This window comes from Gimesia aquarii (assembly GCF_007748195.1).
Classification (GTDB): Bacteria; Planctomycetota; Planctomycetia; order Planctomycetales; family Planctomycetaceae; genus Gimesia; species Gimesia aquarii.
This window is the reverse complement of record NZ_CP037920.1, coordinates 2,372,705-2,396,957: the sequence shown is the minus strand read 5'-3', so window position 1 is coordinate 2,396,957 and position 24,253 is coordinate 2,372,705. Positions and strand designations below refer to the sequence as shown.

Genomic DNA, 24,253 nt, shown 5'->3' with positions numbered 1-24,253 from the left:
CATAGCTCCAAAGTAATTATCTCAATCATCAAAAAATGTATCATTAAAACCCTTGGGGGGACCTGCTTACCAGATCTGCCTCGAGTTCCTGTTGTTTATATACATCGGGTGAAGCCACTGGTTTTAAAACAAACCCTGCATTGATGATATTTCGCAATGCAATTGGAGAGGCTGCCCAACGAATAATCACATGTTTTTCTGCATCAACACTGCTTGCTGATTTTAAAGTTGCTGATTCTGGTAAATCTAGATCCTGAGGTAGAACGGCACCTTGGATCTGTTTGAAATTGATATCTCCCCAGAGATAAAAAATCAGGAATGTTAACTCCATTGGGGGTTGATCGTCTTTACTCACCAGAATGCAGTCCGACACATTCTGAGTTAAACGCAGTTGATGTTCGAATTGTTGCAATCGTTCTCCCGCCGGGTTAGGTTTCGGAACCGAATAAACTCCATAAACAATGTGTAAACAAGATAACGCGATCACCAGCGCAATTACTACAACACGATGGCCATGTTCTTTTTTAAAGCGATTGCTATACCAGAGAACCATAATAAGCGATAAACCCAGAACGATTAATTGTCGCAAAAAACTACCTGAAACTTCAGGGCTCAATGTATTTTCCTGGGAAGCACTTAGAAAAATCACAGACAGAACACCGACTGTAAAAACAGCCAAAACAGTTGGGTAGCTAACCCGTCGCAGAGCAATCTGTTGAAATTCCCAAGCTACAATCGCAATCAGAGGAATCACAAAAAACAGCTTCCACATCGCACGGGTACTGGCCTTCATTTGTGGCAGATACTGCACTCCCCACCAGAAGAACAACCCACAAATGACCCAAATCATGATCAATCTTAACCAAGCCACATCTGTAAAGTTCTCCTGAGGATTTAAGATACGCTTTGCTCCATGAAACAATCCAAACAGAGCAAACCCCAATAAGAAGCCCATCGAGGACATAATATCACGCAAAAAATAGTTGGGATAAAATTCGGATTTCCAGTACAAACTGATCATGGGCTGGCCAGGTCCTGCAAACCATTTCCCCCAAAACCCATCAATCTGTGATGCAGCCATTAATTCCCACCAGCCTCCCACAGCAAAGCCAGTAAATGCGAGTATGACTAATGATTTCCAGGCACGAACTGCTTGTATCAATACAGGTATTTTTTTCTGATCTGAAGAAAGACGACTCTTTGGAAAATCGATGGGGTTAATAATAAAAAGCCCCAATATCAGCAGGACTCCCAGTGCCAGGGATCCTCCTGAAAGTAAACATATTCCTAATGCAATTCCACCAAATAATAACTTCTGAGACACAATTCCTGCTTCAGACTGAATGTGCCCCACGAACCCCCAGATCGTTAATAAAGCAAACACGATCGGAAACGCAGGTGCTTCGATAAGTTGAATCTGTCTTAAGACCAAAGGATGAAATGCCAGAAGGAAACAAAAGACCGTCGCGTAACGGGCATTACAAAATTTTCTCGAAAAGCGATAGGCAATAAACAGTAGAAGCGAAGTTGAAATATAGGAAAAAAAAACTAATGAGGAAGACCAATGACCAATTAATTTAAGCAGGCCTGTATAGATCCAACGTACGAGAGGAGGCTGGGAAATGAGAGCATTACCGCTATCGCTGATTAAACTGGCTTTCCCGAGACACTGTAATCCAAACCAGGCTGACAGCTCATCAATTCGATAAGAATGGAATGCCAAAAGTCCTGGCCCCAAGGACAGCAATATGACTAAAGGCGACATGACAGCCGCACGTCTCATCACTGGAAACAAGTCATGAGCAGGCTCTACTGATCTCTGTAATAGTTCCTGATCACTAATGACTACCAATGGAATACTTTCTTACAACTTTAAAATTGAAATCCGTTACTTTATCGCAGTACTTAACGGGCATAAACATCTTGAGTGCAATCACTCGCTTCAACAGCATTTATTGTAAAGTGTACGCACATGAAATACCAAGTGAGTTTCCTTAACAAAAGTTGCTTGCAAGCCAGAGGTGTTTCTAAGTGCATAAACTCTGACAGAATATGACTTTTTGACATCGGAAACATGCCAGTAGTACCAGTTATCATGGTTGTAATCCGTAGTTCTGACCAGAGCTACGAAATCAATCAAACCATCACAGATTTCCTAATTTTCTCAAAACCATTAGGCCGATGAGAAACTAGTGTGCAAATGCAGGCTGCACTACTTCTTTTAACTTCAGGATGAGAAAAATGTATAAGGACAAAGTTAATTTTTTAAGATCCTTAAAGTATCGGTCTATTATGTCACAAAACATCACTATCGACCATGCTCATCAACTCTGTGAATTAGTGAAGCATGCAATAACAAACTCAATATTAGTAGCTCATCAGAACGTTCAATTCAAAATTGAGCAACAACAGGTAGTTTTAACCGGAAATGTGAATAGCTACTACGAAAAACAGTTAGCTCAAGAATCTGTAAGTCGTGTGAAAGGAGTCAGGCAGGTTCACAATTGCCTGACTGTAGCTCCACTTCTGCAAGAGGAAAAAGCAGAATTTGCTCACTGAAGAGGAACAGAGGGACAGTCGAATTCTTTCTGATTTCATCTGTCTTCAGCTCAACTCAACAAGTGATCAATTGTCTTGTTACACAACAAAATACGAGCTAATACAGTAGGTTACGCGCGCTGACCGTTGTCATATCCAGCCTGGTATTGCTAGAATTCACGTTCGATTTCTTTTTCTGGAAAACGAAACGTTCTTTCTACGCACAAACAATCGGGTTGAACCGACACAACACATAAACGGTCATTAAATAAGGGACAGTGGAAGACAATGTCTTTAAGAAGAGCTCAATTAGAACGACAATTACAAAACGCTGAAACGGCGATTGCAGATTATAGCAAAGTGCTGGACGAGCAAAAAATTCCAGATGATCAACGGAAAAAACATCCTAAGATGCGACAGTACAATGCACAGAGAACTCAAATCGTCAATCGATTAAAATCTCTGAAAGTGATTGAAGGCAGAGAAGAATCCTTCAAACAGAGCGAATCACAAGATTAAGTTCGAACGGCTTGTCTCGATGTAACACGTCAAATTGTTTGACATAACGGACTTATTCGGAGAGGTGGCAGAGTGGCCGATTGTGCAGCACTGGAAATGCTGTGTCCCGGTAACGGGACCGGGGGTTCGAATCCCCCTCTCTCCGCTCATATGATAGCCATTAAGTTTTAGGCATCTTACTCAAAGGCGTTTGCTTTCTCTGAACTGCTCCAGAGCTACCCATTTGTGGCATTTTTTGTGGCATAGGAGCTCTCTGAAAGATTCTGTTGATGAAGCAGCAATCATCAAATCAAAATCGTAAGACATCATTCCGTATCGATAAAGTGATCGGCGATTTACAAGGAAATACCTGATACTTCATGTCCCATGTAAATGGAAAGCTTCTGAGCCCCAAGCCAGATTCAGAGAAAGATCAGGCCAGGAAGATAGCGTTTTGCATCAATTCCCAGTTGGGAAACTCATTCCCTGTTTCTTCAACTTCGTACCAGATTAGATCGGGTGACTTCAAACCTGTTGGCTAATCTGTCACGAACAAATTTTTGTGTTTGTCATTGCAGACTCTCAACCACAGCCACCACCGGTCTGCTACAGAACATCCGGTTAATTTTATTAGAGACAAAGTATGTTTTGGGAGCTCACCAATAGCGCGTCATCAACACAATTTATTTATTTTTTTAACTGGATCTGGACTTAGATACTGCTGTGCAAACAAGATCAATGTCTTGTTGCGTCATCAGATGATGGCATGGAACGTATAAAAAACAAGAAGAAATTTCTTCTGCATTTGGGAACTCACCGGAAGTACTGAAATGTTCAGATGCGATACATGAAAATAAAGGGCGGCACTCTATTCCGTTGTTACTAATTGCGACTAAAGCTCGATCTCTAGACTCTTTGTCAGAATATTTTATTGGAAATGCGTGCGCGACGACATCATGGGAGGCAACACCAAAATCATCTCCTAATCGAGTTGTAAGTTTGCTGACTACTTCCTTTCTCATATTCACTATCTGTTCAAAGTCATCAAAATGTGCAGTAGCAAACGCGGCTTGGATATTTGACATTTTTCCATTGAATCCCAGCCTCGGAAATCGAAATCGTTCATTAACATGATCTCCCATTCTTCCATGATTTCTGATTGATCTACAAATTTCAGCAATCTCATCATCATTGGTGATGATCATCCCTCCCTCACCGCTCGTGAATGAATGTGAAACGTACATAGAAAAAGTACCAGCCATACCTAAAGTGCCTGCGAATTTTCCATCCACTTGACTACCCAATGCTTCGCATGCATCTTCAAGTACTGGATACTTTTTATTGAATTCCTTCACTGAACTACAAACTTTACCCATTAAATGAGTAGGGTAGACGATAGAATCATTCTCTCCTGCCATGTTTGGAATATCATCTAGCAATCCATCTTTACCTACATCTACAAACACAGGGTTGAGCCCGGCGTGTATGATCGCATTTGCCTGCGCGATGAATGTGAGGGCGGGTGTAATTACGTTTTTTCGATTTGTTTTCGCTGCAATCGCCGATAATGCAATTGCATCAGCAAGTGTTCCATTGCACACAGCTATGGCGTGTTTTACATGTAACTTTTCACAAAATTTATCTTCAAGTTCTTCAACAAATCTCCCACTGGCAATTCTTCCTGTTCGTGATGCTTCAACCAGGTTTTCATCTGCTTCTCTTTTATAATTCACGCAGCCAAGTGAAACATGGCTTGACACCGATTTAGTTTTATACTTGCCACCAATATATGTTGTTTTAGATAACATGTCATAAATAGACAAATTATTTTCTAGATACCAGATATTGAACAATCTGTCTAAAACAATTCTTATTCCCTGTTCAGGGTTCCTGATAAGAAACTCATGTGAGTTCATTTTTCTGGAACAATATTGAATAAACGGATTTAACCATTCCATAAACTGGAGAAATAATGTTTTTTTCATAATCACTGAATCTGTAGTAAACCCAATATCCAGTTCAAAATATTCCCCAGGCAATTTTTTCTTCAGATCAGAAAGCATGCTCAAGATAAACGATGTGACACCGTGATGACTCTTTTCTGTCTGAGCGGCAATCCCCAGATCTGAGCAGTATTTTGATCCAGAAAGTATTTCATTTCTTACGAGCAACATTTTAATTTCTGTTTCATCAGGTAAATGATGTTCTAAATACTCCAAATCATTTTTAGAAGCGAATCCAATCCAATCATGATGGTCTTCTGGAGAAGTTCTCCACCAATAGAGAAATGTTGCGTACTGAGCCAATTGTATTCGGAATTCAGGTGCGAGAAGTTCCGGACAAAAATTCTCTAAAGCCGAGTCCGCTTCTGGTCCAAGTTCTAAATTTGAATAGTTCAGTGTCTCAAATAAACCAGATTGCTTACTTTGCTGGAAACAAGATTGATAGATCATTTTGATCATCCTGAATGAGTGATTCGTTTTTCTTATCGATTTTTTCGTTTTAGTTCATGGTTAGTTTTTGTAATACGTCGGGTTGTTTACTCATGTTTTCTATTAACAATGCTGTTACGAATTTGATCAGGTACGACTAAACCTTGATGCTCTCTTAATTCGCTGAAACGGCTTCTTCGGACGTGGATAAATAGAGGCGAACTACATACTTTCCTCTGAAACCGGGAAATCGATTCTCTCCAACCAGTTTGTAACCAGCTGGAATTGGGACTTTCCAGTTATACGAGTCCGCATCAAATGCCCAGATCCAGGAATCGGCTCGTTGAGCAATTTCATCTGCTTTGAGATACTCATCTTCGCGCATCGCTGCCGCCCCATGCGTAAAAGGATAATCTTCCCCCGAATGAAATGTAAAAATATCCTTGCGTTCTCTGGTATGAGCGATGACAGAAACGTAAATCGCAGGATCGCAAACCAGAAGCAGCTCACCTGGTTTACGTCGTTCATCAACACTCGCCATTGCTCCCTGAATTGCTGGCAATCTGAAGTCTGCTTCCCGATTGAGCCACTGGTGATAAGACAGAAACCCTGTCCCGATCACACAAAAACCAAACAGGCTGAATTGGACTGTTTTCAATTGCACTCGACTGATGAGTACGGCAAATGCAGCAAACAGAAAGATCTGATTGAACATGAAATAGCGATCATTAAAGATATTCCGAGAGTAGATAGAAACCAGGATTCCTATTACGAACGGCAATCCTGCAGTTAGTGCCAGAAAATAGTCGCCGGGACGTCGCCCCAGAGCCAGAAGCAGTAAGACCAGCAAGGAAATCTGACCAATAATCAGGCCGATTATCGGATTCATCTCCATAGCCTGGTCAAAACCAAACATATCGAATAGAGTTGCTCCTGCTGTCTTCCAGGTGAATGGCTTCGTCCAGAATCCTTCCACGACGAGTTGTCTTTGATGCAGGAATGAGGGAAGCCAAGGGAGCCAAATGAATCCTGTGCATGCTGCAGAGATGATGAGCGGCAGAAATCGCGTTCCCGCATTTGATTCATTAGAAGTACGCTGATGGAGCAACAGATAACCAGCGGCAAAGAGATATTGTGCTGTCACTACAAATAACCCAAAATTGTGCGTGTAGATGAGGGCAATCGCAGTCAAAGTAAAGAAATACCAGTCACGCTTTTGTGGCTGAGTCCTGAGCAGAACCTTAAGCAGAAACCAGCTTGAAAAAGCAGCCAAAGCAGTTCCCAATGCATACATTCGCACCTGATAAGACCATAAAATATGTAACGGGCTCAAAGCTACTAAAGATGCTGCCACTACGGCTGCTGTGTTAACCGAGGTTGAACAGATTCCCGTCGTTTGGTTTCGATACGCTTCGCGCACAACTAGAAAAATACCAACGATGGATAACATACCTGGAATCAGGCTGGTTAATCTTGTCACAAATGTGGATGCGCCGAACAATAACATCCAATATCTCAGCACGAAATAAAAAAATGGAGGATGTGGATCTCCCTTCGCGTGAATCCACAACTCAGAAATTGGAAACTCAGCCATTTTGAGGCAGAAACTTTCATCAAACCAGAAACTCATGGCTTCAATTCGGTGAGTTCGCAAAATAACAGCAATCAGTAAAACTACCATCAACCCCCAGACAGCAGCGGTGAACCTGTTGTTCCTTCTGAAGGTATCAGTAGACGGTTTGGTTAACATTAAAAAACTCCACACATTTTTTTCTCCGAGGTCCAGAAGTCTCTCATCAGGGAGGATTCAATTTCCTGGCATAAAATTATTATTTGTTAGAATTTACATGTTTGAAAGTTGAGTATATTTCATTAATCAATGTTCTGGCTCTCTGACTAAATAGAAATTCGTTTTACTCCCGCGTATCAGTGAGTCCAGTATTTGAATCTTTTTCACGAACATATAACCTCAAAATTAGATCCGCATAAAATTCCGGAAATCGCATTTCCCCGGCCTTTTTCCAACCAGCAGGCATTTCAACTGACCAGGTGCTGTTAAACCAACGTTGTGCATCTAAAGTCCAGACAGCCTCTATGTTTTCACCAAGATATTGAGAGGGAGTAAGATATTCGGCCTCCTGAATAACTGCCGTCCCCTGAAAATAGGGATAACGACGTGCCGAGCCATTCACATAAATTGCATTGTTTTGTTTTGAATAAGCATCAGCAGATGTGAATAACATCGGATTACAACATATCAGTTTTTCATCTGGTCCTCGTGTTTGCTCAAATCTAGCGATGACAGTTTTCATGCCAGGCATCAGTGCATACCGATGACGAACCTCATAGTGACGCCAAGAAAGGTATCCCATGCCCATTAGAATAAGGAGTGTGGCCCCCATTCTTGCTGGTTTTGTTGGAACACGAGAGAGAATGACAGAAATCGCGATTAACATAAAAATCTGTGAGAACTGTAAATAGCGAAACGCAAAAACACTGCGTGATAATTTTGAGATAATGACAGCAACAAGTATTGGAATACACGCTGCCATCGCAATAAAAATATCTGCTGGCCGACGTCCGAGTAACAATATAATAAGTAGTACAAAACAGATCTCAGCAATCAGCAGACCATGATTTGATGAACCGATCTGGACTAAATTTAAATCGAACAACGCAGAGATCTGAGAGCCGAAACGATCCCACGTAAGTGGGCTGCTCCAGAAGGTCTGATTCACATGAGATCTCTGATACAGAAATTGAGGAATCCAGGGGGACCATATAAACCATACAGCAGAAACAGAAATCAACCAAGGCCAGAGATGTTTCAAACGCCCTGCCATTTTTTTCTCAGGTGAATTGAGGAATAGGTATCCCAAAGCAAATACATACTCCACCGCTATGGTAAACATTCCAAAGTAATGGGTATAGATAAATAGAATTGCCGTCAGCGTAAAACATACCCAGTCTCGCGTACCAGTTTTTGGTCTGTTTAGTGCTCGAAAGAGGAACCAGCTCGATAATACAGCCAATGCAGTCCCAAAAGAATACATACGAATTCGTTGAGCGAAGGTAATATGTAATGGACAGAGAGCGACCAGCAGGGAAGCTGTGACAGCGATATATTGTGCTTGTCTTTCTGAACTCACATCTCCCAGTTTACGATATGCTTCGTATGCAAAAAGGTAGACACCCAACACAACAATGGTTCCTAAAACGACACTCAACATACGTGTTGCAAACGGCGTGTCTCCGAATAAACCTATCCATGATTTAAGAAGTAAATAGAACATCGGCGGACTGATGTCCTCGGGAATTCGCTCCCACATTTCGTCAAGAGGAAATTCGACCATCTGCAGGCTAAAGCTTTCATCAAACAGATATCCGACATCAGACAAATTCTGCATCCTCAGCGAAACCGCAATCACAGTGATGGGAATAAGCCACCATAGAGTTGAATAATGACTGGCTGAAGTGATTTGGTTTTGAGGCGATTCTGAAGTGGTCATAAAACTCTAGCCTGTTGCTGTTATCAAAACGATTTCACTCTGAAATGACTAATACAAAATTTCTCGTTCAATTACTCATTCCCCTCAATTTTGGAACTATTTTGAATCAGGTTTTTGATGCAATTCACAAATCACACGAAACCCAACAAAGCGATTGGATTTCCAGGGAGGCATCATTGAATAATCAATTCGGCAAATCTCACCTGTAAACCTCCAATCTGTTCCCCGTACGACTTTGATAAATCCCTGAGCTGGTCCCTGAGGATTTTCCCGAGGTGATCGTGAATAATAATCACGATCAAACCAGTCTGAACACCATTCCCAGACATTACCTCGCATATCATATAGTCCGAACGGGTTTGCCGAGTATTGTCCTGCCGAGGCTACTGAAAGCGGAGGCCTGATTCCTCCCGCATGCCCTGAATCATCACTTTGATCTCTGCTGCGGCTCCATGAAAAAGGTTTGTTTGAACCAGCTCTACAGGCATATTCCCATTCTGCCTCGGTAGGAAGTCGGTAATGACGGCCTCTAGCTTTTTCTTCTGGAATATCGGAAAGTCGCCTGCAAAATTCCTGAGTGTCATACCATGTTACTTGTTCAACAGGATATAAATTACTTGCCTCCTCGAATGAGTGTTCCGAAGTATGGTAACTTGGGTTGCTACCCATGACTTGTAAATACTGAGCTTGAGTCACTTCATATCGTCCCATTAGGTATGCACCAGTGATTGAAACGGAATGGGCGGGTGTTTCCTGTGGTGGGTTGACATGGTTTCCATGATCTGGAATCCCCATCATAAAGGTTCCCGCAGGAATCAGTGCAAACTGCATCCCCAGTGAATTAATCAGTTCAGAGGGTAAATCACCTGCTTGAATTCGTTCAGACTGTGAGGATTGAGGAGTCGCTTCACTTTCAAAGTCGACGGTAGCAAGCTGGTCAGCAAAATTATCGGACTGGAATAACTCCTCAGGAGTCTCCCTCGAATGAATTGCATGCCAGAGGCCCGGGTCAATCTGGTTTGAAATAAAGCGGCTTGCTCCGTCGAGAAACAGAACGTTCGCTCCCTCTGTGTGGCTGCTTCGCGCGGTGGCATTAGTGTTACTATCCAAATAAGAGACACAGGGCATTCCTTCGCGAGTGAGCGTCTCAGTTCCTACCGTTTCATGGAGCCGGGCACATCCTAGAATATCATCAGATCGTGGCCACTGATTATTCGGACCATAATCATCCCCATTCACTCCATGTGCCCAGGTGACACTCCCAGCAATTTGCCCGAAGGCCCACACTCCACGTGGATCAACAGGATGTATTCCCGCACGGATCTCATCAAACACCACCAGAGATGAACTGCCATTGGAAAATTCTTCCTGTCGAAATGAAATATTGAATCCGGCCACTCCATTTCCCCAGTATTGAAACAACCTGGTTGTCTGGTCTGTTTTCAACTGAACTCCGTCTCCAGCCGGAATCGTTGTTGATCCCGGAGCGAGTCGCATATTATGAGATCCTCCATTAATGGCATAGTTTCCGCGCGCAAATTCGATGGACCGCTCTGGCGCTGGTTCAAATACATGCGGATTCTCTGGTAGATTATACGAATCGGCAGGGCAGTTCATCAGAGACAGGGACGCCGTTCGAACTTCTCTATTTTTTTCAGCGCTGATCGCCTGATGAAAATCAATTTGATCTGCCAACTGATCCTGTCCGACAAAAGGAAGCAACATGACAGCCCAGTTAGCATGAGTGAAGAGATCCGGGCGAGTACTCATATTCAGCGAAAGTGAGTGCATAGCCTGCGTACTCCAGACGGCAGCCGGAGGCAGAGACTCGTAAGTAGCTTGATATGCCTGCATTCCTGTCCCGAGACGTTTCAGATTAGCCTGACAATGAAACAAACGTGCTGACTCACGGGAATAAACAATGAGGGGTGACATGATCGCGATTAACAGGAACGCCAAACAGATCATAACGATGACATCTCGTTTAGTGATTCCCATCCGAGAAGATTGAGTGGAACATCCAGGTTGTCGTCGGTTCATTCTGAATCCTCAGCTCCAAATTCCAATCTTAAGGTTTAGCGTGTTTTAAAATTCAATTTTATTTGCGGAAGCCTTTTATCAATGTCGCAAAGTTCGCATTCAAGTTTTTTTAAAGTGAGATCGAAACAAAAACAGGACGACCCCCAGAACCAAAAGGATATTCAGACCCAGTACGACCATCATCATATTTGAATCATCTTCTGTCGTGTCTTTCTGGTTGGAAACCTGTAAACTGCTTCGATTACCGGTCTTGAAGGACATATCTGGAGCAATGATCTGGTGCCCCTCTGGTGTATCAAGCTCTGCAAGACTGATCAGCTTATCCCCATTCAAATCAGCTCGGTAAAAGGCCTCTTCAATTCGCATGACACGTGGCTCTTGACTTCCATCCAGTTTGATTTTGCCACTGTTCTTCTCTGTTTTGAGGAATTCATCAAGTGATAACAAAGCATCCTGATTCTCATCACAATGTTTAAAAAAGAGTTCTTTGGGAACTTTGCTCAAATCGACAGTAAATTTAAACTCATTGAATTCAAGATAGCCGCTACTATTGACATCCAGCCTGTCAAAGTATTCCTGTCGCAACAGGTTTAATTCTAGCCCCGATACCCAGCCCAGTTCAGTAAGAGATAATCGCCCATCCTTATCAGTATCTCTTGAGTATGAAATCCAGTTTTCGACTCTGTTTGCAGGAAGAGATGTTCGATATTCATCAAGAGACAGAACACGATCCTGGTTCAAATCAAAGCCCGGAAAGGTATAACTTGCCAGCGGTCTTAGAAAAGGAGCAATACCCTCCATCAATTCCGCTTCGTCCAGTGAAGCATCCAAATTGACGTCCATCTTCCGAAATTCGGCAATGGGGTCGAGAAGATGTCCTGGCATGGCCGCCCATTCAGTGAGATTTATTTTCGCATTCTGATCCTGGTCACCCTCAATAAAACGTTTTTTGCCAGCTTCGTCTCCCAATCTCTGATAGTAAGCCATAAATTCCTTGAGCGTCAATTCATCATCATGGTCTCGATCCAGAGCCTTGAAATGCCACCAGTAAACAACTTGACCTGAAGGTAAATGGAGCGGCTGACCGTCCAAACGACGGATTCCATATCCGGCTTCAAATAACCAGCGACAGTCATTCTTGCTGATTTTTCCATCTTCATCTCGATCCCAGTCTTCCCAGGAAGAAAGTGCCAACCCGGGTATCTGCCTTCCTATTTTTGCAACCTGATACTCTTTTTGAGATAGTGTTCCATCTTGATCACTGTCCCATTTCCCCCATTTTTTATTAATGATCTTCATTTGCCTGTCAACCAGTTCATTTAATGGATTCGTTAGCGAACCGCGTAACGTACTCGGCGCCATTCCTGGGATAGCAGCGTATTCGTCGACTGACAGCCTGTGATCTGCATCCCGATCAAACAGCTGAAAATCACGCTTGGCTTCAGGTTTTTTCTCAGTAGGGAATGCAGATATATATTCGGACTGGCTCAGGGATCCGTCCTGGTCGGTATCACGTTTGCGAAACCCGTTTTGTAAAACCACTTCTGGTGGAGTATTGTTGAAATCAATAGAAAATTGATATTCATTCAGGTCCAAAAAACCATCCCGATTACCATCCAGCCTGTCGAAATACTCTTTACGCAACAAGCTCAGCTCCAGACCGGGAGTCCATGGCAATTCGGATAGACTCAGCTTTCCGTCATTGTTTTGGTCACGTGCTCTGACCATCCAGTTTTCGACCCGATTGGCCACTGGGGTCATTCGATACTCGTCAAGGGAAAGAACTCCGTCCTGATTCAAGTCAAATCCAGGAAAGACTGTCTCTGCGAGTGGTTTTAGAAAGGGAGCAACTCCTTCAGTAAGTTCCTTCCGAGTGACCATCCCATCATAGCTGGTATCAAGTTTACGGAATTCTGAAATGGGATTGAGTAGGAAGCCAGGCATTGCCGCCCATTCTTTAACAGAGATTGTCCCTCCCTGATCGGTGTCTCCTTTCTGAAACCGTTTCACGGCCTCCTCTTCACCAAAACGGTTATAATAAGTTTGAAATTCTTTCAGTGTCAAATAGTCATCATGATCACGATCCAGGTCTTTAAAATGCCACCAGTAAACTACTAAACCAGTGGGCAACTGTAAAACCTGGCCGTCCAGACGACGCATACCATAAGCGGCTTCGATCACCCGTAGACAATCTTCCCGGTTGATTTTTCCGTCCGTATCCCGATCCCAGTCGTTCAGGTCCAGGGGAGCAATACTTGGAATGTATGTTTTCAATGTGGTTGATTCATATTCTTTTGGTGATAGAACATCATCACCATCCTGATCCCACTGACCCCAGTTCTTTTCGATTCGGTTCATCTGCTTTTTAATCATTGATGTTAATGGATGAGGTAACTCACTGCGTAACGCAACAGGAACCTGCCCTGGAATCGTGCGATATTCAGCCAATGATAAATGATCGTCGCCATCCCGGTTAAACAACAGGAAATCTCGTTTTGCTTCCGGCTGCTTTTCTTTCGGAAACGATGACACATATTCCGCTTTGCTAATTCTTCCATCCTTGTCTGAATCTTTGGTAGAAAATGTAATCTCTAACACTATCTCTTTGGGAACACGACTACTGTCGATGGAAAACTGATACTCATTTAATTCCAGAAAACCACTCTGGTTGGTATCGAGACGTCTGAAGTACTCCTGCCTCAACAGACTCAACTCCAGACCTGAGGTCCAGGACAGCTCATTCAGGCTTAAACGTCCGTCAAAGTCGGAATCACGAGATGTGACTGCCCAGTTTTCCAGTTTGTTGGCCGGCATCGTCATACGGTACTCATCCAGGGTAAGTTTTCCGTCGCGATCCAGGTCAAATCCCGGAAAGGTATAACGAGTCAGTGGCTGTAACCACTTTGCCGTATGCTCCATCAACTCGTTCTGATCCACAAATGCATCCAGATTGCGATCCAGTGCCTGAAATTCAGAGATCGGGTCGAGCAGCAGACCTGGCATGGCCGCCCATTCCGGTAATGAAATCAACTGATTCTGGTCGGTATCTCCGTCAGTAAATCGTTTTTTCCCCTGCTCTTCACCATATTGCCGATAATATTTGAGGAACTCGTCAAGAGTTAGCTGATCATTATGATCTTGATCCAGATTTTTGAAATGCCACCAGTAAACGACTTGTCCCGACGGCAGATACAACGGCTGTCCATCCAAGCGTCGTAGTCCGTAAGCGGCTTCCAAAACACGGCGACAGTCTTCCAGACTGACTTTACCATCTGCATCACAGTCCCACTCTTTCAGATCTACCTCTGGTAGACCTGTTATTCGTTCGTGAATTTTCGCAGCCTTAAATTCCTCTGGTGACAAATGGTCGTTACGATCTGTGTCCCACTCCAGCCACTGTTTTTTGAGAACAGTCAGTTGTTCTTCTAACTGAGACTGCAGAGGATGGGGTAGTCCCTCCCGTAACGCGACGGGAATCAGTCCCGCAATGCTGCGGTACTCTGCGAACGACAGCACATCGTCGCCATCCCGGTTAAACAGCCGAAAGTTCCGTTTGGCCTCCGGCTGCTTTTCTTTCGGAAACGACGCCACAAACTCGGCTTCTGTGACCTTTCGATCCCGATTAGCATCCCTGCTGTAAAAACCCGCTTTTAAGGCAACCTCACCTGGGACTTTTCCTCCATCGATCGAAACTTTGAATTCATCAAGTTCCAGATATCCGTTCTGATTCTGGTCCAATTGCCGGAAGTAATCCTGCCGCAACAGACTTAACTCCAGGCCAGGAATCCAGGCCATTTCCTGCAGGCTTAAACGCCCATCATGATCGGTATCCCTTGAAGTGACATCCCAGTTTTCGATGCGGTTAGCAACCAGGGTCAAACGATATTCATCCAAGGAGAGCCTTCCATCCTGATCCAAATCAAACCCGGGAAAGGTAAACTGTGCCAGAGGTCTTAGAAAGGGAGCAATGCCCTCCATCAATTCCGCTTCGTCCAGCGAAGCATCCAAATTGACGTCCATCTTTCGGAATTCGGCAATGGGATCGAGAAGATGTCCCGGCATGGCCGCCCATTCAGTGAGATTTATTTTCGCATTCTGATCCTGGTCACCCTCAACAAAACGTTTTTTGCCAGCTTCGTCTCCCAATCTCTGATAGTAAGCCATAAATTCCTGGAGCGTCAATTCATCATCATGGTCTCGATCCAGAGCCTTGAAATGCCACCAGTAAACAACTTGACCTGAAGGTAAATGGAGCGGCTGACCGTCTAAACGACGGATTCCGTAAGCGGCTTCCAAAACACGGCGACAGTCTTCCAGGCTGATTTTACCATCTGCATCACAGTCCCACTCTTTCAAATCTGCCTCTGGTAGACCTGTTATTCGTTCGTGGATTTTCACAGCCTTAAATTCCTCTGGTGATAAATGATCGTTACGATCTGAATCCCACTCCGGCCACTGTTTTTTGAGAACAGCCAGCTGCTCTTCTACCAGAACAGTTAATGGATGTGATAACTCACTTCGAAGCGAAACAGGAACCAGACCAGCGATCGTCCGATACTCATCAAACGAGAGATATTTATCACCATTTCGGTTAAACAACTGAAAGTCCCGCTTTGCTTCAGGTTGTTTTTCCTTCGGAAATGATGAAAGAAATTCAGTCTCGTTCACGTAACCATCATGATTCGTATCTTGGATTTTAAAGCCGAATTTCAAGGCGACTTTCGCTGGTACCTTTGTAGAATCGAGGATGAAATTAAACTCATCCAAATCGAGAAAACCATCTTTATTCACATCCAGACGCTGAAAATATTCTTGTCTTAACAGACTCAATTCCATTCCAGGAATCCACGCCATTTCCTGTAGACTCAAGCGACCATCGTGATCTCTATCACGTGATAATGTGCTCCAATTTTCGATGCGGTTTACGGGAAGTGTTAGCCGATATTCATCCAGAGACAAAAATCCATCCTGATTAATATCAAAACCGGGGAATGTAAAGCGAGCCAACGGACGCAGGAACGTCATAACTCCTTCCATTAACTCTTTCTGATTGACCTTACCATCAAGATCAGTATCCATCTTCTGGAAATCGGCAACCGTATCGATCAGGTTTCCAGGCATTGCCGCCCATTCTTTAACAGAGATTGTCCCTCCCTGATCGGTGTCTCCTTTCTGAAACCGTTTCACGGCCTCCTCTTCACCAAAACGGTTATAATAGGCCTGAAACTCTTTTAAAGTCAGTTGATTATTTCGGTCACGGTCCAAGTCTTTAAAATGCCACCAATAAACGATCTGTCCCGATGGTAGATACAACGGCTGTCCATCCAAGCGTCGTAGTCCGTAAGCGGCTTCCAAAACACGGCGACAGTCTTCCAGGCTGACTTTACCATCTGCATCACGATCCCACTCTTTCAAATCTGCCTCTGGTAGACCTGTTATTCGTTCGTGAATTTTCGCAGCCTTAAATTCCTCTGGTGACAAATGGTCGTTACGATCTGTGTCCCACTCCAGCCACTGTTTTTTGAGAACAGCTAGTTGCTGCTCCAACTGAGGTTGCAAGGGATGGGGTAGTCCCTCCCGTAACGTGACGGGAATCAGCCCCGCAATGCTGCGGTACTCTGCAAACGACAGCACATCGTCGCCATCCCGGTTAAACAGCCGAAAGTTCCGTTTGGCCTCCGGTTGTTTTTCTTTCGGAAGCGACGCCACAAACTCGGCTTCTGTGACCTTTCGATCCCGATTAGCATCCCTGCTGTAAAAACCCGCTTTTAAGGCAACCTCACCTGGGACTTTTCCTCCATCGATCGAAACTTTGAATTCATCAAGTTCCAGATATCCGTTCTGATTCTGGTCCAATTGCCGGAAGTAATCCTGCCGCAACAGACTTAACTCCAGGCCAGGAATCCAGGCCATTTCCTGCAGGCTTAAACGCCCATCATGATCGGTATCCCTTGAAGTGACATCCCAGTTTTCGATGCGGTTAGCAACCAGGGTCAAACGATATTCATCCAAGGAGAGCCTTCCATCCTGATCCAAATCAAACCCGGGAAAGGTAAACTGTGCCAGAGGTCTTAGAAAGGGAGCAATGCCCTCCATCAATTCCGCTTCGTCCAGTGAAGCATCCAAATTGACGTCCATCTTTCGGAATTCGGCAATGGGATCGAGAAGATGTCCCGGCATGGCCGCCCATTCTTTAACAGAGATTGTTCTTCCCTGATCGGTGTCTCCTTTCTGAAACCGTTTCACGGCCTCCTCTTCACCGAAGCGGTTATAATAGGCTTGGAACTCTTTTAAAGTCAGTTGATTATTTCGGTCACGGTCCAAGTCTTTAAAATGCCACCAGTAAACCACTTGTCCCGATGGTAGATACAACGGCTGTCCATCCAGACGACGGATTCCGTAAGCGGCTTCCAAAACACGGCGACAGTCTTCCAGGCTGACTTTACCATCTGCATCACGATCCCACTCTTTCAAATCTGCCTCTGGTAGACCTGTTATTCGTTCATGGATTTTCGCAGCCTTAAATTCCTCTGGTGATAAATGATCGTTACGATCTGAATCCCACTCCGGCCACTGTTTTTTGAGAACAGCCAGTTGCTGCTCCAACTGAGGTTGCAAGGGATGAGGTAGCCCCTCTCGTAACGCAACAGGAACCTGCCCTGGAATCGTGCGATATTCAGCCAATGATAAATGATCGTCGCCATCCCGGTTAAACAACAGGAAATCTCGTTTTGCTTCCGGCTGCTTTTCTTTCGGAAACGATGACACATATTCCGCTTTGCTAATTCTTCCATCCTTGTCTGAATCTTTGGTAGAAAATGTAATCTCTAACACTATCTCTTTGGGAACACGACTACTGTCGATGGAAAACTGATACTCATTTAATTCCAGAAAACCACTCTGGTTGGTATCGAGACGTCTGAAGTACTCCTGCCTCAACAGACTCAACTCCAGACCTGAGGTCCAGGACAGCTCATTCAGGCTTAAACGTCCGTCAAAGTCGGAATCACGAGATGTGACTGCCCAGTTTTCCAGTTTGTTGGCCGGCATCGTCATACGGTACTCATCCAGGGTAAGTTTTCCGTCGCGATCCAGGTCAAATCCCGGAAAGGTATAACGAGTCAGTGGCTGTAACCACTTTGCCGTATGCTCCATCAACTCGTTCTGATCCACAAATGCATCCAGATTGCGATCCAGTGCCTGAAATTCAGAGATCGGGTCGAGCAGCAGACCTGGCATGGCCGCCCATTCCGGTAATGAAATCAACTGATTCTGGTCGGTATCTCCGTCAGTAAATCGTTTTTTCCCCTGCTCTTCACCATATTGCCGATAATATTTGAGGAACTCGTCAAGAGTTAGCTGATCATTATGATCTTGATCCAGATTTTTGAAATGCCACCAGTAAACGACTTGTCCCGACGGCAGATACAACGGCTGTCCATCCAAGCGTCGTAGTCCGTAAGCGGCTTCCAAAACACGGCGACAGTCTTCCAGACTGACTTTACCATCTGCATCACAGTCCCACTCTTTCAGATCTACCTCTGGTAGACCTGTTATTCGTTCGTGAATTTTCGCAGCCTTAAATTCCTCTGGTGACAAATGGTCGTTACGATCTGTGTCCCACTCCAGCCACTGTTTTTTGAGAACAGTCAGTTGTTCTTCTAACTGAGACTGCAGAGGATGGGGTAGTCCCTCCCGTAACGCGACGGGAATCAGTCCCGCAATGCTGCGGTACTCTGCGAACGACAGCACATCGTCGCCATCCCGGTTAAACAGCCGAAAGTTCCGTTTGGCCTCCGGCTGCTTTTCTTTCGGAAACGACGCCACAAACTCGGCTTCTGTGACCTTTCGATCCCGATTAGCATCCCTGCTGTAAAAACCCGCTTTTAAGGCAACCTCACCTGGGACTTTTCCTCCATCGATCGAAACTTTGAATTCATCAAGTTCCAGATATCCGTTCTGATTCTGGTCCAATTGCCGGAAGTAATCCTGCCGCAACAGACTTAACTCCAGGCCAGGAATCCAGGCCATTTCCTGCAGGCTTAAACGCCCATCATGATCGGTATCCCTTGAAGTGACATCCCAGTTTTCGATGCGGTTAGCAACCAGGGTCAAACGATATTCATCCAAGGAGAGCCTTCCATCCTGATCCAAATCAAACCCGGGAAAGGTAAACTGTGCCAGAGGTCTTAGAAAGGGAGCAATGCCCTCCATCAATTCCGCTTCGTCCAGTGAAGCATCCAAATTGACGTCCATCTTTCGGAATTCGGCAATGGGATCGAGAAGATGTCCCGGCATGGCCGCCCATTCTTTAACAGAGATTGTTCTTCCCTGATCGGTGTCTCCTTTCTGAAACCGTTTCACGGCCTCCTCTTCACCGAAGCGGTTATAATAGGCTTGGAACTCTTTTAAAGTCAGTTGATTATTTCGGTCACGGTCCAAGTCTTTAAAATGCCACCAGTAAACCACTTGTCCCGATGGTAGATACAACGGCTGTCCATCCAGACGACGGATTCCGTAAGCGGCTTCCAAAACACGGCGACAGTCTTCCAGGCTGACTTTACCATCTGCATCACGATCCCACTCTTTCAAATCTGCCTCTGGTAGACCTGTTATTCGTTCATGGATTTTCGCAGCCTTAAATTCCTCTGGTGATAAATGATCGTTACGATCTGAATCCCACTCCGGCCACTGTTTTTTGAGAACAGCCAGTTGCTGCTCCAACTGAGGTTGCAAGGGATGAGGTAGCCCCTCTCGTAACGCAACAGGAACCTGCCCTGGAATCGTGCGATATTCAGCCAATGATAAATGATCGTCGCCATCCCGGTTAAACAACAGGAAATCTCGTTTTGCTTCCGGCTGCTTTTCTTTCGGAAACGATGACACATATTCCGCTTTGCTAATTCTTCCATCCTTGTCTGAATCTTTGGTAGAAAATGTAATCTCTAACACTATCTCTTTGGGAACACGACTACTGTCGATGGAAAACTGATACTCATTTAATTCCAGAAAACCACTCTGGTTGGTATCGAGACGTCTGAAGTACTCCTGCCTCAACAGACTCAACTCCAGACCTGAGGTCCAGGACAGCTCATTCAGGCTTAAACGTCCGTCAAAGTCGGAATCACGAGATGTGACTGCCCAGTTTTCCAGTTTGTTGGCCGGCATCGTCATACGGTACTCATCCAGGGTAAGTTTTCCGTCGCGATCCAGGTCAAATCCCGGAAAGGTATAACGAGTCAGTGGCTGTAACCACTTTGCCGTATGCTCCATCAACTCGTTCTGATCCACAAATGCATCCAGATTGCGATCCAGTGCCTGAAATTCAGAGATCGGGTCGAGCAGCAGACCTGGCATGGCCGCCCATTCCGGTAATGAAATCAACTGATTCTGGTCGGTATCTCCGTCAGTAAATCGTTTTTTCCCCTGCTCTTCACCATATTGCCGATAATATTTGAGGAACTCGTCAAGAGTTAGCTGATCATTATGATCTTGATCCAGATTTTTGAAATGCCACCAGTAAACGACTTGTCCCGACGGCAGATACAACGGCTGTCCATCCAAGCGTCGTAGTCCGTAAGCGGCTTCCAAAACACGGCGACAGTCTTCCAGACTGACTTTACCATCTGCATCACAGTCCCACTCTTTCAGATCTACCTCTGGTAGACCTGTTATTCGTTCGTGAATTTTCGCAGCCTTAAATTCCTCTGGTGACAAATGGTCGTTACGATCTGTGTCCCACTCCAGCCACTGTTTTTTGAGAACAGTCAGTTGTTCTTCTAACTGAGACTGCAGAGGATGGGGTAGTCCCTCCCGTAACGCGACGGGAATCAGTCCCGCAATGCTGCGGTACTCTGCGAACGACAGCACATCGTCGCCATCCCGGTTAAACAGCCGAAAGTTCCGTTTGGCCTCCGGCTGCTTTTCTTTCGGAAACGACGCCACAAACTCGGCTTCTGTGACCCGGCCATCCTGATCAATATCACGGGAACGAAAAGCCGCTTTAAGACCTTCAAGAGAAATTGGTGGTTTGGAACGAGGTGAACCTTCAGTATTCTCTTTTTTTGTTTCTAGTTTTTGTTTACTAGTGTCTGCTTCCAGAGAGGGTAAACCGAAACATACGAAATAGAGAACAAAAATCCAACGATAAAAAAAATACCTGCAAATTATAGAAGAACTTTTCTTTTTATTGAACATAATACCATATTCCCTTGAAACATAAAAACAGACAAGGCAATATTTATGCTACACTCGCATCAACTAATGTACAATATTAATACATATTAATTATTTAGAGATCTCCAATAAGTGATCTCACAGAATTAATTAATCTCAAAGAGGTTTTTATGCAGAGATTTGATTCATTAAATCAAGTAGAAATTCATTGGTAGTCTTTTACTTTTTTTCCTGTTTGAATAACCATGTCAGCATGTCGGACTGATATGTATATGCATGAGTCCAACTATTGTGCGTCACTCCCCGTAACTCTTTGTAAATCGGGCAACCTCCCGCTTTTTGAAGTGCATCGACCATATCTCTTGAAGCAGAAACTGGTATGATCTGATCTGCATCTCCATGAACGACCCAAATGGGCATCTCAAAGAAACGGGACACAGTCTTTGGATTTCCTCCTCCGCAGACCGGAACAGCTGCTGCAAAAGTATCAGGATAACGAGCGATCATATCCCACGTTCCAAAGCCTCCCATCGAATATCCCGTAATGTAGACTCTCCTTTTATCTATTGGATATTTACTGGTAACATCCAGAATCATCTTGTGAATCTGATCCAACAGATTCTGATCTTTCTCTTCTGAAGAATCTGCCAGGATTGCTGACGATGACCAGTTCATATTACTTGGGCACTGGGGAGCGAGAAGAAAACAGGCATAGGTCTCCCTCCAGGGATCTGTTGTCATTTGCTGAGGCAAATATTTGAGTTGTTGTTGATTGTCACTTCCCCGCTCGCCGGCCCCATGCAATGAAACGACAAGAGGGTATTTCTTGCTTTCTTCTATTCGATCTGGTTTTAACAACCTTGCTTGAAGATTGATCAGAGCATTTGATTTAGCTGAAACAACCTGAGTGTGAAGAGAGTCGAACTTACTGATAATATCTGGAGTCAAAATGATTTCAGTTTTATCTTCATCATCATACGATGGAATGACTGCAACCAATCCTATATTCACAAGGCCCCACACGATGATGGTTCCAACAGTGAATTTTGAAATTTTCATTTTATATCTCAATCACACTCAAAACATAAATATGTATGATTTCATTTGGTCGTAACAAGATTTCAATTGGGATAGTGCTCACATATCACTCGAAAACCGACAAAAGGGCTGGATTTCCAAGGAGGCAACACCGGATAATTGATTCTGCAGTCTTCTCCTACAAAAATCCAGTCACCTCCACGAATGACCTTGATAAAACCATCTGAAGGACCTTGAGGATCAACCCGAGGTGAGCGTCGATAGTAATCTCGATCAAACCAGTCTGAACACCATTCCCAGACATTCCCTCGCATATCGTAAAGGCCAAACTCATTTGCGGGATACATTCCAACCCGTGTCACAGGAAGTGAAGGTTGTATTCCAGCTGCTGCTCCAGATCGATCATCTTCACTTCGTCTCGATTGAAACGGATATGGCTGAGTCGATCCAGATCGGCATGCATATTCCCATTCTGCTTCTGTCGGTAACCGATAGTACCGTCTTGCTTTTTTTTCTGCAGCTAACTGATTCAGATTCTCACAAAACCTTTGCACATCCATCCAACTTACTTGTTCTACGGGAAATTGTTCTGATTCATCAACATTGCCCGTATCAGATCCATGAAAAGATGGATTTTGTGACATCACCATCTGATATTCACGCTGCGTTACTTCGAAGCACCCCAGGTAAAAAGGCTTTGAAATGATGACCGAATGCGGTGGTGTTTCCTCAGCAAGGTCTATTTCATATCCTTCATCAGGGAGCCCCATTTGAAATTCTCCTGCTGGGATCAAAATAAATTTCATGTCGATTGAATTGGAAAATGCATTTGGTTTAGATGCGATTCGATTGCTGGCTGTATGAGAATCATTTGCTCCATGAGCTTCCTGCTCAAAATCAGAAACCTGGAGCCGCGCTTCAAAGTCATTTGCTAAGACATTTTCAGGTGTTTCTCTCGAATGCATAACATGCCACAGGCCCGGATCAACCTGATCATGGATGAATCTGACTCTACCATCTAGAAAAAGAACATTCACTCCCGCATGATGTAAACTTCGAGCTGTCGCATTTTGATTTATATCCACGTATGAAACGCAGGGCATGCGTTCTTTCGTTATCGTTTCTGTGCCTACCACATCATGCAATTTTCCACAACCAACAAAGTCATCAGATCGTGGCCATTGATTGTTCGGTCCAAAGTCATCTCCATTGACGCCGTGCCCCCAGGTAACACTACTGGCAATATTTCCCCAGGCCCAGACTCCTCTTGGGTCCAACGGGTGTATTCCAGCGCGAACTTCGTCTAATGCAACGAGAGTCGATAAGCCATTATTAAAATCATCGACAGAGAAAGACTTATTGAAGCCCCCAATCCCATTACCCCAATACTGAAAGGAACGCGCATTTTTGTCAATTAATATGTGTGCCCAATCACCATTGGGTGAGGCTGTTGTTCCCATTCCGACTTTGTAACAGTTTGTCCCTCCATTAAAGGCATAATTCCCACGTGCGAATGAGAGAGAGAGTTCTGGATTTGGATTAAACTTATAATGATTATTTGCTCGATTGAAGGGGTCAGAAGGACAATTCATGATTGATAATGATGTCTCGCGTGTTTTCTGATTTTGAACATGCGAGACAGGCAGCTCAGAGTGAGACTGTTCTGCAAGTTGTTCCTGCCCCATGTATGGTAGTAGCATCTGAGCCCAGTTTGCCTGAATGAAGAGATCCCCTCTTTTACTGATATGCAATGCCAGAGAATGCATCTTCTCTGTTGACCAGACTGCGGCCGGAGGGAAAAAAGAATTCGTTTCATGATAGCTTTGAAGCGCGACCCCCAGTTGTCTCATATTACTCTGGCAATTCTGTAATCTGGCAGTATCACGCATTGAGAGTACATAAGGGCTTAACAAAGCAAAGAAGATGCCAACCACAATCAGAGCTAGAATTAAATCCCGAACGCTGAAACCAGCAGAATGCTCTAGATTTCTATGTCGATTGTTCTGTTGATATTGACACATT

The 24,253-nt window shown here is 44.3% G+C and carries 10 protein-coding genes and 1 tRNA gene; 3 read left to right on the top strand and 8 right to left on the bottom strand.

Going from position 1 to position 24,253, the window contains the following annotated elements:
- Positions 1 to 43: 43 nt before the first annotated feature.
- Positions 44 to 1,852, bottom strand: coding sequence for an ArnT family glycosyltransferase (locus V144x_RS09610; RefSeq protein WP_144984826.1), 1,809 nt, complete (start codon positions 1,850 to 1,852; stop codon positions 44 to 46).
- A gap of 440 nt (positions 1,853 to 2,292) precedes the next feature.
- Between V144x_RS09610 and V144x_RS09605 the strand changes: the two genes are divergently transcribed.
- From V144x_RS09605 to V144x_RS09595, 3 genes are all read left to right on the top strand, one after another.
- Positions 2,293 to 2,559: a BON domain-containing protein gene (locus V144x_RS09605; RefSeq protein ID WP_197998846.1), complete on the top strand. Its 267-nt coding sequence runs from the start codon at positions 2,293 to 2,295 to the stop codon at positions 2,557 to 2,559.
- Positions 2,560 to 2,826: 267 nt separating this feature from the next.
- Complete coding sequence (locus tag V144x_RS09600) at positions 2,827 to 3,057, top strand: hypothetical protein (RefSeq protein ID WP_144984820.1); 231 nt, start codon at positions 2,827 to 2,829, stop codon at positions 3,055 to 3,057.
- A 58-nt stretch (positions 3,058 to 3,115) separates the two neighbouring features.
- A tRNA-Ser gene (locus tag V144x_RS09595) sits at positions 3,116 to 3,202 on the top strand.
- Between the two features lie 529 nt (positions 3,203 to 3,731).
- On the opposite strand, the gene V144x_RS09590 is transcribed toward V144x_RS09595, so the two are convergent.
- From V144x_RS09590 to V144x_RS09560, 7 genes are all read right to left on the bottom strand, one after another.
- Entirely contained in the window at positions 3,732 to 5,489 is a 1,758-nt protein-coding gene (locus V144x_RS09590; protein WP_197998845.1) for a DegT/DnrJ/EryC1/StrS family aminotransferase, read from the bottom strand.
- A gap of 154 nt (positions 5,490 to 5,643) precedes the next feature.
- Positions 5,644 to 7,218, bottom strand: coding sequence for a glycosyltransferase family 39 protein (locus V144x_RS09585; RefSeq protein ID WP_144984814.1), 1,575 nt, complete (start codon positions 7,216 to 7,218; stop codon positions 5,644 to 5,646).
- Between the two features lie 163 nt (positions 7,219 to 7,381).
- A complete protein-coding gene (locus V144x_RS09580) occupies positions 7,382 to 8,977 on the bottom strand; it encodes a glycosyltransferase family 39 protein (protein ID WP_144984811.1) in 1,596 nt (531 codons plus the stop codon).
- 96 nt (positions 8,978 to 9,073) lie between these two features.
- On the bottom strand, positions 9,074 to 11,017 hold the full coding sequence (locus V144x_RS09575) for an SUMF1/EgtB/PvdO family nonheme iron enzyme (protein WP_144984808.1): 1,944 nt from the start codon (positions 11,015 to 11,017) through the stop codon (positions 9,074 to 9,076).
- 99 nt (positions 11,018 to 11,116) lie between these two features.
- Positions 11,117 to 21,214 (bottom strand): EF-hand domain-containing protein, encoded by a 10,098-nt coding sequence (locus tag V144x_RS09570; RefSeq protein ID WP_144984805.1) that lies wholly within the window; start codon positions 21,212 to 21,214, stop codon positions 11,117 to 11,119.
- Positions 21,215 to 21,412: 198 nt separating this feature from the next.
- Positions 21,413 to 22,252: a carboxylesterase family protein gene (locus tag V144x_RS09565; protein ID WP_144984802.1), complete on the bottom strand. Its 840-nt coding sequence runs from the start codon at positions 22,250 to 22,252 to the stop codon at positions 21,413 to 21,415.
- Between the two features lie 62 nt (positions 22,253 to 22,314).
- The gene (locus tag V144x_RS09560) at positions 22,315 to 24,252 is read right to left on the bottom strand and encodes an SUMF1/EgtB/PvdO family nonheme iron enzyme (RefSeq protein ID WP_144984799.1); all 1,938 of its coding nucleotides are present in this window, start codon (positions 24,250 to 24,252) and stop codon (positions 22,315 to 22,317) included.
- Between the last annotated feature and the right edge of the window lies 1 nt (position 24,253).

Bases quoted from the DNA above. Each gene is read 5' to 3' on its own strand.
- V144x_RS09605 (WP_197998846.1), top strand. From the start codon at position 2,293: ATGTCACAAAACATCACTATCGACCATGCTCATCAACTCTGTGAATTA.
- V144x_RS09585 (WP_144984814.1), bottom strand. From the start codon at position 7,218: ATGTTAACCAAACCGTCTACTGATACCTTCAGAAGGAACAACAGGTTC.
- V144x_RS09575 (WP_144984808.1), bottom strand. From the start codon at position 11,017: ATGAACCGACGACAACCTGGATGTTCCACTCAATCTTCTCGGATGGGA.
- V144x_RS09580 (WP_144984811.1), bottom strand. From the start codon at position 8,977: ATGACCACTTCAGAATCGCCTCAAAACCAAATCACTTCAGCCAGTCAT.
- V144x_RS09590 (WP_197998845.1), bottom strand. From the start codon at position 5,489: ATGATCTATCAATCTTGTTTCCAGCAAAGTAAGCAATCTGGTTTATTT.
- V144x_RS09600 (WP_144984820.1), top strand. From the start codon at position 2,827: ATGTCTTTAAGAAGAGCTCAATTAGAACGACAATTACAAAACGCTGAA.
- V144x_RS09560 (WP_144984799.1), bottom strand. From the start codon at position 24,252: ATGTGTCAATATCAACAGAACAATCGACATAGAAATCTAGAGCATTCT.
- V144x_RS09570 (WP_144984805.1), bottom strand. From the start codon at position 21,214: ATGTTCAATAAAAAGAAAAGTTCTTCTATAATTTGCAGGTATTTTTTT.
- V144x_RS09565 (WP_144984802.1), bottom strand. From the start codon at position 22,252: ATGAAAATTTCAAAATTCACTGTTGGAACCATCATCGTGTGGGGCCTT.